This is a genomic window from Providencia sp. PROV188 (genome assembly GCF_027595165.1).
GTDB lineage: Bacteria > Pseudomonadota > Gammaproteobacteria > Enterobacterales > Enterobacteriaceae > Providencia > Providencia lanzhouensis.
Genome location: NZ_CP097291.1, coordinates 3,086,739 through 3,100,180 on the forward strand (window position 1 = coordinate 3,086,739; position 13,442 = coordinate 3,100,180).

Here is a 13,442-nt window from a genome sequence, read left to right on the forward strand (position 1 = left end):
CTTGATTACTCATATCAGTCCATTAGGATCTATGGATCTATTGTCTCAGCTTGAAGTCGATATGCTGAAACGTACGGCGAGCAGCCATTTGTATCAGCTATATCGAAACTGCTCCTTAGCGGTATTACATTCAGGAAGCTTAACTGACAGCAGTAAAGAACTTTTAGAAAAAAGTGCAGGTTTTGATATCAACATTTTACGTCGTGAACGTGGTATCAAATTAGAGCTTATTAACCCACCAGAAAAAGCGTTCGTTGACGGTAAAATCATTCGTTCATTACAAGCGAACTTGTTTGCCGTACTGCGCGATATTCTGTTTGTTCACGCTCAAATAACTAATGCCAAACAGCAGTTCCATCTCGATTTAGAAAATAGCACTCACCTCACTAATATGATCTTTTCCATCTTACGTAACGCCCGTGCGCTACATATTGGTGAAGATCCGAATATGATCGTGTGCTGGGGTGGACACTCCATTAATGAAAATGAATACCTGTATGGTCGTAAAGTCGGTAATGAACTAGGCTTGCGTGAACTGAACATCTGCACAGGTTGTGGACCGGGAGCTATGGAAGCGCCAATGAAAGGTGCCGCGGTAGGTCATGCTCAACAGCGTTATAAAGACAGCCGTTTTATCGGGTTAACTGAGCCATCCATCATCGCGGCTGAGCCACCTAACCCATTAGTTAATGAACTGATCATCATGCCAGACATTGAAAAACGTCTTGAGGCATTTGTCCGTTTAGCCCACGGGATTATTATTTTCCCTGGTGGCGTGGGAACCGCAGAAGAGCTCCTTTATCTGTTGGGTATTATGATGGATCCTGAAAATACCGAGCAAGTGCTGCCATTAGTCCTGACTGGACCAAAAGAAAGCGCGGAATACTTCTCTGTTCTTGATGATTTTATTCGCCATACTCTGGGAGATGAAGCGAGCAAACATTACCAAATCATTATCGACAACCCGCAAGAAGTGGCACGCGTGATGAAAAAAGGCATGTCTGCAGTGAAAGAGAGCCGTCGTAATACGGGTGACGCATACAGCTTCAACTGGTCGATTAAAATCGCCCCTGAGCTACAGCATCCGTTTGAGCCGACTCACGAAAATATGGCGTCACTGAATCTGCATCCGGGTCAATCCCCAGAAAAACTGGCTTCCGATTTACGCCGTGCTTTCTCTGGAATTGTCGCGGGTAACGTAAAAGAAGTCGGCATGAAAGCGATTGAAAAACATGGTCCTTTCAAAATTCATGGGGATAGCGATATCATGAAACGCATGGACATTTTACTCCAAGGTTTCGTGAAACAGCATCGTATGAAGTTGCCGGGTGGCACCGCTTACGAACCTTGCTATGAAATTGTGAAATAATCACCTACGTGCCAAGGAAGGCGCGTTTAACGACCAAACGGCTTATGATCCATTTATTAATTATTGATGCTTTAAACTTAATTCGACGTATCCACGCGGTTCAGGGGAGCCCATGTGGAGAAACCTGTTTATCCGCTATTTCTCAATTGATTAACCATACTAACGCCACCCATATTGTGGCAGTATTTGATGAAGAAGGTCGCCACCATAGTTGGCGTCATGAAAAACTGCCTGACTATAAAGCAGGGCGTCAGCCTATGCCTGAAAACTTACAAGCTGAGTTACCTCAACTCGTTGCTCAGTTTGAAGAAAATGGTATTCATTGCTGGCAATCTGAAGGTGATGAAGCCGATGATTTAGCCGCCACTCTCGCTAAACGTATTGCCGATTCTGGGCATACCGTCACCATCGTCTCTACCGATAAAGGTTACTGCCAGCTACTCTCTCCAAACCTGCGTATCCGTGACTACTTTCAAAAACGTTGGTTGGACGTACCTTTCATCGAGAATGAATTTGGAGTCAAGCCTGAACAACTACCTGATTACTGGGGTTTAGCGGGGATCAGTAGCAGTAAAGTTCCTGGAGTTGCAGGGATTGGCACCAAAAGTGCCACTGAGTTACTTCAGCGATTCCACACTATTGAAAATTTGTACGCCAACTTTGATGTTCTTGAAGAAAAATGGCAGAAAAAACTAATTAACCAACAAGAAATTGCGCTTATCTGTCGCGATATTGCCACATTAAAAACAGATATTACCTTGAAAGGTAATCTGAATCAGTTACGCTACGAAGCTAGATAGCAAACACAAAAAAAGGTCACTTCAAAGTGACCTTTTTGCTATTCAAACCAACCCAGCTTTGACTTAATAATATTCACGCGCCATTGGGTTTGCAGACCAAACACGTTGTACATGCACAGTAACTTCTTCACGGTCATGGTAAAGCTGTTTCGCTTGGATCAGAACATTGATACCATTCTCTTTCAGCTGAGCTTTCATTTTTTCCAGAATATGCGCCACTTCTTCATAGCGTTTTTTCATCGGCAGCTTCAAGTTAAAAATGGTCTCGCGACACCAGCCTTCTTGCAGCCACTGAGTCATTAATGCAGCAACCTTGGCAGGTTTTTCCACCATATCACATACGAGCCACGTGATATTTTGAGAGGTTGGCTTAAATTTAAAACCATCTTCACGGTGATGTCGAACTTGTCCTGTATCCATCAGGCTTTCCGCCATTGGACCATTATCTACCGCTTCCACCATCATGCTGCGTTTGACGAGCTGGTAAGTCCATCCCCCAGGGCATGCGCCTAAATCCACCGCTTTCATGCCACTCGCAAGGCGCTCATCCCACTCTTCATAAGGAATAAACACATGGAAAGCCTCTTCCAGCTTTAACGTCGAACGGCTTGGTGCATCCGATGGGAACTTCAAGCGCGGGATCCCCATATAGAAATTCGAGCTATTATTCGAATAAGAATAACCAGTATAGCAGCACCCCGGCGCAATAAAGAACACGTGGACGACTGGGCGTTTAAAGTTCTCTTGCGCCAATAAAACTTTCTCTTGGCGTAACGCATTACGCAGAGGCACCGTAAATTTACGGCAGAATTTCATTAATTCTTTTGATTCATTGGTATCCGCAACTTCAACACGCAGATCCCCCGCTCTCTCAACCTGTTGGCTAAGCGCGTTCACAATCGGTGTAACTCTATCTTCTGGCGGTAAATCTTTTAATAAATCACCCACTACAAACATTTGGCGAGCAAAAATCAATTCACGAAATGGAAGCGTGCGCGCAAGGATGTCTGCATCCTCAGATTGATAACATTCGAAAATAACATAACCGCTATTTTCTTTAACGCGGGCAAAACCGTAAATTTCGCGTTGCCCTGCTTTATCTGTAATTTCTGCTGCGCACTCTTTTTCAAAGCCCGGGCGGCAATATAATGCAATTTTATTACTCATTGCGTGACGCCGATTTCCTTAGACGCATAGCGCCAATAACAACTAAAAGCCAGCCAACGAGGAAGCAAACGCCACCTATTGGCGTAAAATAAGAGAAGTATTTTACCTGCAATAAGGCCATACAATAAAGGCTACCGCTAAAAAGAAGTATGCCTACGGAGAAAAATACGCCCGCCCAATAGAACCACAAAATGACTTTACGCAGTAATACCGCACCCAGCACCATTAATGCAACGGTATGAAACATTTGATAACGCAGCCCTGTTTCAATCCAAGCCATTTGATGAGCGCTCATAATTGGAGAAAGTGCATGAGAGCCAATGGCGCCAAATGCAACAATAAAAAATCCACTAATCCCTGCAAAAATTAACATCAAACGACTATTCACAATAGCACCTTCGTTTTAACTGTTTGATTATTGTATATGCGTCAAATCTTGGTCATTGGTAATAAAGCCAAGCTTTTCTTGCTCACTGGCTGCTTGTGCAAGGATCCATTGACGAAATGCCGCTATTTTCCCTAAATCGGCCTGACTCTCTTGGCAGACCAGATAGAATGCATTTTTACTGACTAATACTTCGCTAAACGGACACACCAATCTGCCAGCATCAATCTCATTCTTTGCCATCACATTGTTGGTTAATGCCACCCCTTGCCCATGAACTGCTGCTTGGATCACCATAGCGCTATGGCTAAAAATAGGTCCTTGCTGCACATTCACAATATTTTGCAAATCTAATTGCTTAACATAAGCTTGCCAATCACGGCGAGAAGAATCATGAAGCAACGTATGCTTCGCTAAATCTTCTGGGTTCTTCAGTTGATTCCCTCCGGTCATTAACGAAGGTGAACACACTGGCATTAAATATTCGGCGTAGAGTCTGTCCGTTCTTAAGCCAGTCCAGTTTCCTCTGCCATAAAAAATGGCAACATCCACATCATCCGCTAGTTTATCTTCTTCCCGATCAACTGCTTGAATACGCACATCAATACCTGGGAAAGCTTGGTTAAATCCAGAAAGCCGAGGAACCAACCATTGTATCGCGAAACTTGGCGATAAGCTTACAGTTAGTGCGCCTTTTGCACTTCTGGCTTGAAGCTTTCTCGTCGCTTCATTTAAAGACGAGAAAATTTCTTTAATATCAAGGTAATAACTTTGCCCCTCTTCCGTCAGCAGCAATGAACGATTTCGACGGCGAAATAGCTTTAATCCGAGGAAATCTTCTAAGCTTTTTATTTGATGACTGACAGCTGCCTGTGTCACAAATAATTCATCTGCCGCTTTAGTAAAACTTAAATGACGGGCGGCGGCATCAAACACTCTCAGAGCATTTAAAGGCGGTAATCTTTTAGACATAATCTCTTCGACTCAGCTTCGTTATACGCATTAGTTTTTCTCATCCGAAGCATTATAAATTGTCCCTTGAGGATACGCCAGTAAATACCTATAGTATGCGCACTTCCTAAGCCGGAACGAAAAGTTGCAGAGTTTAGTTACTTTGAAACTTTTGGCTTTGTGGTTGTGATGTTGTGTTTGCAAGTTGTCTGGTTAATCCAGGCTTTGTAGCGATTGCTACTGTTTTTTTTCACTTCCTGTACATTTACCCTGTCTGTCCATAGTGATTTTTATAGTGCACCGCCTAAGCGCGGTGCTTTTTTTATTTTGGGCGCCATAAAATCCATTATGAAAGATAAAAAAACATTATCCCATCGGATTTCGAGTAAAAAAGGCCCAAAAAACGCATCTTAAATTAAATTTAACCATTAGGTTAAAAAGCAAACCTTCATCGATTTAGTGCGTTAACTTTTTTCAGGCGCGCAATTATTCAAAAATTTGCGCAAAAATCTTCCTGTTAAGTGTAACAAATTATTTCTAATAATCGATAACTGAATAACATTTTTTATCTCCATCTACTTATTCGCTGTTTTCCGTTATTATCATAATCAACGCACATTCATAACCACAGCCACATTCACCTGTTGGATAGCTAACATCAAAGAATCAGCATAATGGATAACTTTAACGCCCCTCAATTTCGTCAGCAATTTCCAGCCATCGGCTCTGATATTGTTTTCCTTGATAGCGCCGCCACCGCCCTAAAACCGTTGGATATGATCAACGCCTCTGATGATTACTATCGCTTTTCTGGCAGTTCGGTCTATCGAGGGCAATCTCCTGAAGCATTAAAAATTACTCGCTTGTACGAACAAGGTCGCGTATTCACAGCAAAATTGATCCAAACACCGGACGAAAAATCCATTATCTGGACACGTGGCACTACTGAATCTATTAACTTGATTGCACAGAGTTATTTCCGTGAAAAACTCCAAGCAGGTGATGAAATTATTGTCAGTGAGACTGAGCATCACTCAAACTTGCTGCCTTGGCTGATGTTGGCACAACAGACAGGCGCAAAGATTGTTAAATGGGCGGTGACTCCTGACTTAACCTTAGATCTCAATACGCTGCAATCACTCTTGAACACCAAAAGCAAAATTGTTGCAGTAACGCAAATGTCTAACGTAACGGGCTACCAGCCGGACATTAACGCGATAACCACACTTGCCCATCAATTTGGTGCAAAAATCGTTGTTGATGGCGCTCAGGGCGTTGTGCACCACCCTCTTAACGTCATGGAAACCAATGTAGATTTCTACGCTTTTTCAGCGCACAAATTATATGGGCCTACAGGTTTAGGTATCTGCTATGGAAAACCCGAGCATTTAGCCAATATGAGCCCATGGCATGGCGGCGGTAAAATGTTGAATCATGTTGATTTTTCAGGCTTCACCCTCGCCCCAATCCCTCAGCGATTTGAAGCTGGAACACCGAATATCGCGGGTGTAATAGCCTTTTCAGCTGTGCTTGAGTGGCTTTCAACGCAAAACTTAACGCAAGCAGAAGCCTATACTTGTGCTCTGATAGACTATGCCTATGAGCAGCTTTCTCAGCTCGAAGGCGCGATTTTCTATCGAACTCAAAATTCACCGCTTTTATCTTTCAATTTCCACAATATTCACCATAGTGATTTAGGGCTTTTCTTGACCGAACAGAAAATTGCATTACGCTATGGACAACATTGTGCTCAACCATTGATGGATTCACTCAATATTAGCGGCTGTTTACGCATCTCAGCCATGCCATATAACAACAAGCAAGATATTGATAAATTTATTGATTCAGTGAAATTTGCACTTTCGATTTTAAATGATTAAAAGGTAATCTAATGACTTTGTCTCGACATGAACTGGCTTCTCATCCATTTGGCACAGAAATTGTCATTCACGAAATCGTTGAACAGTTTTCCAAACAAAAAGCGTGGGAAGATAAATATCGCTTACTCATTCAGCTCGCGAAAAAACTACCCTCTCTCACAGAAGAAGAAAAGCAGCAGACTCAGGAAGTTCAAGGGTGTGAAAACCGTGTATGGATTGGCGCTATTCTCAATGATGATGATACATTCCATTTTTATGGGGATAGCGAAGGTCGTGTAGTGAAAGGGTTATTTGCTATTTTGCTCGCCTGCGTTGAACAGAAAAATGCACAGCAAATTTTAGAGACTGATTTTGAAGATATTTTTAGTCAAACTGGTCTAACAGGGCAACTCAGTGAATCCCGACAAAATGGGATCCACGCACTAATTACAGCAATCAAAAACATTGCGGGTGAAATGACCCCAGCAGAATGATTATCCCATTGAGGCTACATCGTAGCCTCAATTCTACTGTTTAACTTCTCTTTGTGCCTTTGCAACCATCTTTTTCAACGCATGGGACACCGCAATAAAGCCAAAACTGGCTGTTACCATCGTGACCGCACCAAATCCTGATGCACAATCCATACGTTTTGAACCATCTGCTGTGCTTTTTGCCGCGCATACTGTTCCATCACTTTGTGGATAGACCAACTGCTCCGTCGAAAACACACAATCGATTCCCAATTTACCTTTGCCATTTTTCACGATATTAAAGTCTGATTTCAGGCGTTCGCGTAATTTCGCTGCCAAAGGATCTTGAACTGTCTTTGCTAAATCCGCGACTTGAATTTGGGTTGGATCAATTTGACCACCTGCGCCCCCCGTCGTCACGATAGGAATTTTAAAACGTCGACAATACGCCAGCAGCGCCGCTTTTGGTCTTACACTGTCAATGGCATCAATAACGTAATCAAATCCCAAAGAGAGGTATTCAGCCACATTATCCACCGTAATGAAATCATCGATAACATTCACGGTACACTCAGGGTTGATTGCCAAAATGCGCTCTTTCATCACATCAACTTTAGGTAGCCCCACTGTTGATTTCAATGCATGAAGTTGGCGATTCGTATTTGTCACGCAGATATCATCCATATCTATCAAGGTGATAGCGCCAATTCCTGAACGCGCTAATGCTTCAGCAGCCCATACGCCGACGCCGCCCACGCCAATAACACACACATGTGAACGTGCAAAAAGATGAAGGGCTTGTTGCCCATATAAACGCCCGATTCCAGCGAATCGCTGCATCCACGCATCAGAAAGCTGAGCTAGCATAATCACAAACAACCTTAGTTAAAACGAAAACTTAATAAACAGTAAATAGGGGCTACATCGCACTAAAAACAGGTTGGCTTTTTTTCAGAACCCACACTCGACCATAGTGGTTATAAAAACCGGCCATTTTCCCTGCATCGTGCCCTGTTCCATGATAAATATCGAAATGGTGCCCTTTAATTGCGCCGCCCACATCGAGGGCTACCATCATACGCATTTCGTATCTACCCGTAAATTTCCCATTTCCATCTAACACAGGAACTTCGGCTAGCAATGCGGTTCCCGGTGGGATCAAGGTTTTATCCGATGCTACTGATGCTTTTGCCACTAATGGCACTGCACTTGCACCCCTTACAGGGACGAAAGATTGCGGTTTAAAGAAAACAAACGATGGATTACTTTCAAGTAATTCACGCACTTCTTGTTCACTGTGCGTGTTTGCCCAGTCGTGAATAGCCTGTAGGGACATTTTCTCTAAAGGCACTTCGCCTCTATCAACCAGCACCTTACCAATACTTTTATATGCATGACCATTTTTGCCTGCATAAGCGAAGAAATTCAGTGGGCTACCATCGCCAAAGTCCACGTAACCACTGCCTTGCACTTCCATCATAAAATTGTCGACAGGAGAATCGCTGTAAGCCAGGATCAGATTGTTACTGAGCGCGCCATTATATATTTGTGCACGGCTAGGTAAGCGCCCTTTGCTTTTTGACGGCATACCATACAATGGATGGCGGTAATTACCTTGCGGCGAGCGTCGAGCCTCAATCACAGGCGTGTAGTACCCCGTGAATTGGACGTTTCCGTAATTGTCCATCCCTTCCATTTGGAAAGCCGACAAATTGAAACGCGATAATTGAGCAGGATCGCCCCCTGCCATTAACCAGTTTTCTATTGCGTGGTAAGTTTCATTATTGTTGTTGAATAAGCGTGGTGATGCATTTTGAATTTCCGTCACTTGGCGATTAAAATCCGGCGCATTTATTGGTCGTCCTTGCACGTTAACTTGATTAACTTGTTGCAAGTCACTGTGCAATTTACCGTCTTTATATTGTTGCCCTTTATCTGTTGGATGAGATTGACACCCTGCCAATAAAGAAAAGAAGACGCCCGCGATTAACCCTTTCTGCCATGAATTCATCTTTATACCACCTAACACATATCCAATATGAAGCGCACAATAGCAAACCCAAATTGAGAATGAAACGGGTATAAATATTTAGTGGGGTTATTTTTGGGTTAGAAACCTTTAAAGAACAAAAAAACTACATTTTGTGCGATTTTTAAACGCCACTTGATGAAAAATGAAAAAAAAACACGAAAAAACTTGCATCAGATCTCATCCCGAGTATAGTGCCCGCTATCGGACGCGGGGTGGAGCAGCATGGTAGCTCGTCGGGCTCATAACCCGAAGGTCGTTGGTTCAAATCCAGCCCCCGCAACCAATTTCTTGATTTAGTCAAACTTGATTCAGTCAAAGTAAGTTCAGCAGTAAAATCAAAGTAGTATCCCAAAGTAGTGAAATATTCAGGCGCGGGATGGAGCAGCATGGTAGCTCGTCGGGCTCATAACCCGAAGGTCGTTGGTTCAAATCCAGCTCCCGCAACCAATTCCTGATATATTTAACCTCTTCAGTCGCGGGGTGGAGCAGCTTGGTAGCTCGTCGGGCTCATAACCCGAAGGTCGTTGGTTCAAATCCAGCCCCCGCAACCAATTCTTTTTTATCTTCTTATTTATTCTTTTCTTTGTCTTTCTTAGTTATATCAAAACCCAAACAGATTTTTAATCACTTAATTTCTTGTTTTCACCCAATAAAAAAGGCGACTCACATTGCTGTTTGCCACCTTCTTCGACACGACAAATATCGCGATTAATTACGGATAGCTAATTCACCGCCATTACGGAAATAAGCTTTGATCCCTTCAAAAATCGACTCAGCCATTTGCTGTTGGAACTTAGCGGTTTTGAGTTTACGCTCTTCTTCTAAGTTACTGATAAAGGCTGTTTCCACTAAAATAGATGGAATTTCGGGGGCTTTTAATACCGCGAAGCCAGCTTGGTCCACTTTGTTTTTGTGTAGCCGGTTAACACGACCCATGCGTTTTAAAACTTCATCCCCAAACTTCAAACTGTCATTGATCGTTGCAGTTTGCACCAGATCTAACATGGTGTGGTCGAGATACGCATCGCCGCTTTTACTCACCCCACCAATTAAGTCAGCTTCGTTCTGCGTTTGAGCGAGGTAACGTGCCGTGTTACTGGTTGCCCCTTTCGTGGAGAGTGCGAAGACCGATGAACCATTCGCTGAACGGTTGGTAAAGGCATCCGCATGAATAGAAACAAACAAATCAGCCTGCATTTTTCTCGCTTTCGCCACGCGGACTTTTAATGGAATAAAGACATCCTCATTACGCGTCATATATGCCCGCATTTTCGGATCTTTATCAATCAGCGTTTTCAAGCGACGGGCGATTTGTAAAACCACATCTTTTTCACGGGTCTTATACTTACCAATTGCACCAGGGTCTTCCCCACCGTGCCCTGGGTCAATCATAATAACAATCGGCCTATCGGTACCCGCTTTCCCTGGTTTTTTCGCCTGTACTGGCATGCTCTCTTCTAAATCACCTTTGTTGTAATCTTCAAGGAGCGCCAATAATGGGTCATCGTTGGTTTCAACGCCTTTACCCGGATAGAAATCCATAACTAAACGGTGTTTAAATTCAGCGACTGGCGGTAGGGTAAAGAATCGAGGAGATACTTTGTTTTTAACTTCAAAAACCAAACGTACCGTTTTAGGATCAAACTGCCCGACTCTCACTAATTTTAAGTAAGGGTCTCGAGACTGAATTTGGCTTCCCATATTCTTAAGAACGTTATTTAATTGAACGCCCTCTAAATCAACAACAATACGCTCAGGATTGTTTAAAACAAACTGGCGATACTTTAAAGGAATGCTGGATTCTAGAGTAATACGGGTATAACTCGAGGCTGGCCAAATACGAACAGCAACAACGCTACTACTGGCAGCAAAACCGAATGGGCTGACACTTAATAGCATAACTGCCGCCGCACCTTGCAATAGGCGACGTTTTGATGGGCTGTGATCTTGATGACTCATCAATAATTCCGAATCTATATCCTGAAAAGTTTAATAATATCTAAGACAAGAGATAATATATTAGCGACTAATTCGCACTCTATCTAGTTCTTCATCCTTTGTCATTACCAATCTATTCTATTTATATCCCAGCACGCATCTATTCAATGCAATATAAACACCATACTTGCGTAATTTAAATAGTTAATGATGCTCAATTGCCGAATAACATTTATTGGCAATAATCTGATATGCAGATTGCATTGTTGTGATTATATCCATTTATATTTAGAGATATGTAAACCTTAAAAATAAATTTGTTACTTTTATTGTCCTAACTTTTACTTGATATTTCCCGCCAAAAAGAATAAAAATACAGTTATTGCGAATAAAAATTCAGTTAAGAGGGTAATTATGAAAGAGCGCAGCACCGAGTTGGTTGATGAATTTCGCCATTCGGTACCTTATATAAATGCCCACCGTGGCAAGACATTTATCATCATGCTTGGCGGCGAAGCAATTGCGCATGAAAATTTTCCTAGCATTGTCAATGATATAGGGCTACTTCATAGCCTTGGCATTCGTATTGTCGTTGTTTATGGCGCTCGACCTCAAATCGAAGACATCCTTGCTGAGCATAATTATGACGCCATTTATCATAAACATACCCGTGTCACTGATGCGAATACCCTTGAATATGTTAAGCAAGCTTCTGGAGCATTGCAGCTTGATATTACGGCTCGTTTATCAATGAGTTTAGGCAATACGCCATTACAAGGAGCACACATTAACGTTGTGAGTGGTAATTTTGTGATTGCACAGCCTTTAGGTGTCGATGATGGAATTGATTATTGCCATAGCGGTCGTATCCGTCGCATCAACGAAGATGCTATCAATGCTCAACTCGATAATGGATCTATCGTGTTAATTGGCCCTGTGGCAGTTTCTGTAACCGGTGAAAGCTTTAACCTCACCTCGGAAGAGATTGCAACTCAGCTTGCCGTTAAAATCAAAGCCGAAAAACTGATTGGTTTCTGCTCATCTCAAGGGGTGGCTGATAAGGACGGTAATATTCTGTCTGAGCTATTCCCAAATGAGGCAGAAACACGGATACAAGAATTAGAATCTGAAGGAGATTATTACTCTGGAACAGTTCGCTTCTTGCGTGGCGCAGCTTCTGCCTGCCGCCGAGGTGTACGCCGTAGCCACCTACTTAGCTATCAAGAAAATGGTTCGTTGATCCAAGAACTCTTCTCCCGTGATGGTATCGGTACGCAGATAGTCATGGAAAGCTCAGAAAAGACTCGCCGTGCGAATATCAATGATATTGGTGGAATTTTAGAGCTAATCAGACCTCTTGAGCAGCAAGGTATTCTGGTTAGACGCTCACGGGAACAACTCGAAATGGAAATCGATAAGTTCACGATTATTGAGCGCGATAATTTGGTGATCGCCTGCGCTGCACTTTACCCATATCCCGAAGAAAAACTTGGGGAGATGGCTTGCGTGGCAGTACACCCTGATTATCGTAGCTCATCTCGGGGCGAAGAACTGCTACAACGCGTTATGACGCAAGCTAAGCAACTAGAGCTGGATAAACTGTTTGTCTTAACCACTCGGAGCATTCATTGGTTCCAAGAACGTGGTTTTATTCCTGCAGAAATTGAGATGCTTCCAGTCAAAAAGCAGGCACTTTATAACTATCAGCGTAAATCAAAAATTTTAATGCTGGATATTAAAAGCCAAGCCGCTTGAAATCTTACAGAAAGTTGGCAAACAGAGTAGTTCGCCATAATCTCTAACTCGCGTCCATAAACCCAGATATTCAAGTAATACTCTGGGTTTTTCTTTAATGTGACCTAATATTAAGTTAAGCGATTTGCACGACTCGGCATTTTTCGCACAGTGGATTTTGCTCTAACAGTGGACGTAAAATCGCTTCCATTTCAGCAAAAGAGGTACCGTAAAAATAGAATGCGGTTTCTGTTGGACCATCCCAAACACCATGGATCCCACCGATATCTTCGACCGCTTCATCAAGCTGATCAAAAAGATCGTTAATATCATTATTTTCATAGACTTCATCAGCTAAATCTGTGCCATTGAAATAAATCGCCAGCCCTTCATCCGCACCAAAGTCGATTTGAACGTCTTCACCATGAATAGTTAAGCGAGAGCCTTTAGGGGCTAACATCGCCGAAAACATTTGAATAATCAGGCTGATGTTTTCATCACTTGCATCACTTAGTGCCAATTCAATATCACACTCAGCAACTTCGCCATTTTCACCTAATTGGGTGCCACCACCACTGACTTGGATTTGCCCCTCTTTGCCTAATTTCTCCATGGCTTGATCAAATGCATCTTCCAAATCTGCACGGCGAGCAGGATCAATTTTGGCATTCAATGTTACTGTCACGGCGGTCATTTGTTGCTGATTTTCCATATTGGTACCTTAAATGTCTGGG

Annotated in this window: 12 protein-coding genes and 3 tRNA genes; 8 read left to right on the forward strand and 7 right to left on the reverse strand. The window is 42.8% G+C overall.

The genetic code is table 11. The annotated features are described in order from the left end of the window. Position 1 precedes the first annotated feature (1 nt). Both ppnN and xni read left to right on the forward strand, forming a co-directional pair. A complete protein-coding gene (gene ppnN, locus M5X66_RS14150) occupies positions 2-1,369 on the forward strand; it encodes a nucleotide 5'-monophosphate nucleosidase PpnN (protein WP_036956334.1) in 1,368 nt (455 codons plus the stop codon). A 44-nt stretch (positions 1,370-1,413) separates the two neighbouring features. Beyond that, positions 1,414-2,169 (forward strand): flap endonuclease Xni, encoded by a 756-nt coding sequence (gene xni / locus M5X66_RS14155; RefSeq protein ID WP_036956333.1) that lies wholly within the window; start codon positions 1,414-1,416, stop codon positions 2,167-2,169. 63 nt (positions 2,170-2,232) lie between these two features. Here xni and rlmM read toward each other — a convergent pair whose 3' ends face one another. From rlmM to M5X66_RS14170, 3 genes are read right to left on the reverse strand one after another with little or no spacing between them, the layout of a single operon-like run. Beyond that, the gene (gene rlmM, locus M5X66_RS14160; RefSeq protein ID WP_036956332.1) at positions 2,233-3,336 is read right to left on the reverse strand and encodes a 23S rRNA (cytidine(2498)-2'-O)-methyltransferase RlmM; all 1,104 of its coding nucleotides are present in this window, start codon (positions 3,334-3,336) and stop codon (positions 2,233-2,235) included. Further along, the gene (locus M5X66_RS14165) at positions 3,329-3,724 is read right to left on the reverse strand and encodes a DUF423 domain-containing protein (protein ID WP_036956331.1); all 396 of its coding nucleotides are present in this window, start codon (positions 3,722-3,724) and stop codon (positions 3,329-3,331) included. The genes rlmM and M5X66_RS14165 overlap by 8 nt, the downstream gene beginning before the upstream one ends. A gap of 27 nt (positions 3,725-3,751) precedes the next feature. Beyond that, complete coding sequence (locus M5X66_RS14170; RefSeq protein ID WP_036956330.1) at positions 3,752-4,693, reverse strand: transcriptional regulator GcvA; 942 nt, start codon at positions 4,691-4,693, stop codon at positions 3,752-3,754. A gap of 653 nt (positions 4,694-5,346) precedes the next feature. Between M5X66_RS14170 and csdA the strand changes: the two genes are divergently transcribed. Then, positions 5,347-6,552: a cysteine desulfurase CsdA gene (gene csdA / locus M5X66_RS14175; protein WP_270103667.1), complete on the forward strand. Its 1,206-nt coding sequence runs from the start codon at positions 5,347-5,349 to the stop codon at positions 6,550-6,552. A gap of 11 nt (positions 6,553-6,563) precedes the next feature. After that, positions 6,564-7,025: a cysteine desulfurase sulfur acceptor subunit CsdE gene (gene csdE, locus M5X66_RS14180; protein WP_108478490.1), complete on the forward strand. Its 462-nt coding sequence runs from the start codon at positions 6,564-6,566 to the stop codon at positions 7,023-7,025. A gap of 33 nt (positions 7,026-7,058) precedes the next feature. Here the strand turns inward: csdE and tcdA are convergent, their stop codons facing one another. Together tcdA and mltA are read right to left on the reverse strand one after the other, a co-directional pair. Then, entirely contained in the window at positions 7,059-7,871 is an 813-nt protein-coding gene (gene tcdA, locus M5X66_RS14185; protein ID WP_154599804.1) for a tRNA cyclic N6-threonylcarbamoyladenosine(37) synthase TcdA, read from the reverse strand. 52 nt (positions 7,872-7,923) lie between these two features. Further along, on the reverse strand, positions 7,924-9,015 hold the full coding sequence (mltA, locus tag M5X66_RS14190; protein WP_270103668.1) for a murein transglycosylase A: 1,092 nt from the start codon (positions 9,013-9,015) through the stop codon (positions 7,924-7,926). Positions 9,016-9,242: 227 nt separating this feature from the next. Between mltA and M5X66_RS14195 the strand changes: the two genes are divergently transcribed. The 3 genes from M5X66_RS14195 to M5X66_RS14205 all read left to right on the forward strand — a co-directional run bounded on the left by M5X66_RS14195 (position 9,243) and on the right by M5X66_RS14205 (position 9,587). Further along, positions 9,243-9,319: transfer RNA gene (locus tag M5X66_RS14195), tRNA-Met, on the forward strand. An 87-nt stretch (positions 9,320-9,406) separates the two neighbouring features. Continuing rightward, positions 9,407-9,483 (forward strand) — tRNA-Met (locus tag M5X66_RS14200). A gap of 27 nt (positions 9,484-9,510) precedes the next feature. Then, a tRNA-Met gene (locus tag M5X66_RS14205) sits at positions 9,511-9,587 on the forward strand. A 157-nt stretch (positions 9,588-9,744) separates the two neighbouring features. On the opposite strand, the gene amiC is transcribed toward M5X66_RS14205, so the two are convergent. Continuing rightward, on the reverse strand, positions 9,745-10,995 hold the full coding sequence (amiC, locus tag M5X66_RS14210; RefSeq protein WP_036956325.1) for an N-acetylmuramoyl-L-alanine amidase AmiC: 1,251 nt from the start codon (positions 10,993-10,995) through the stop codon (positions 9,745-9,747). A gap of 393 nt (positions 10,996-11,388) precedes the next feature. Here amiC and argA point away from each other — a divergent pair, with 393 nt between their 5' ends. Then, positions 11,389-12,729 (forward strand): amino-acid N-acetyltransferase, encoded by a 1,341-nt coding sequence (gene argA / locus M5X66_RS14215; RefSeq protein ID WP_036956324.1) that lies wholly within the window; start codon positions 11,389-11,391, stop codon positions 12,727-12,729. Positions 12,730-12,844: 115 nt separating this feature from the next. Here the strand turns inward: argA and M5X66_RS14220 are convergent, their stop codons facing one another. Further along, positions 12,845-13,420: a hypothetical protein gene (locus M5X66_RS14220; RefSeq protein WP_036956323.1), complete on the reverse strand. Its 576-nt coding sequence runs from the start codon at positions 13,418-13,420 to the stop codon at positions 12,845-12,847. Between the last annotated feature and the right edge of the window lie 22 nt (positions 13,421-13,442).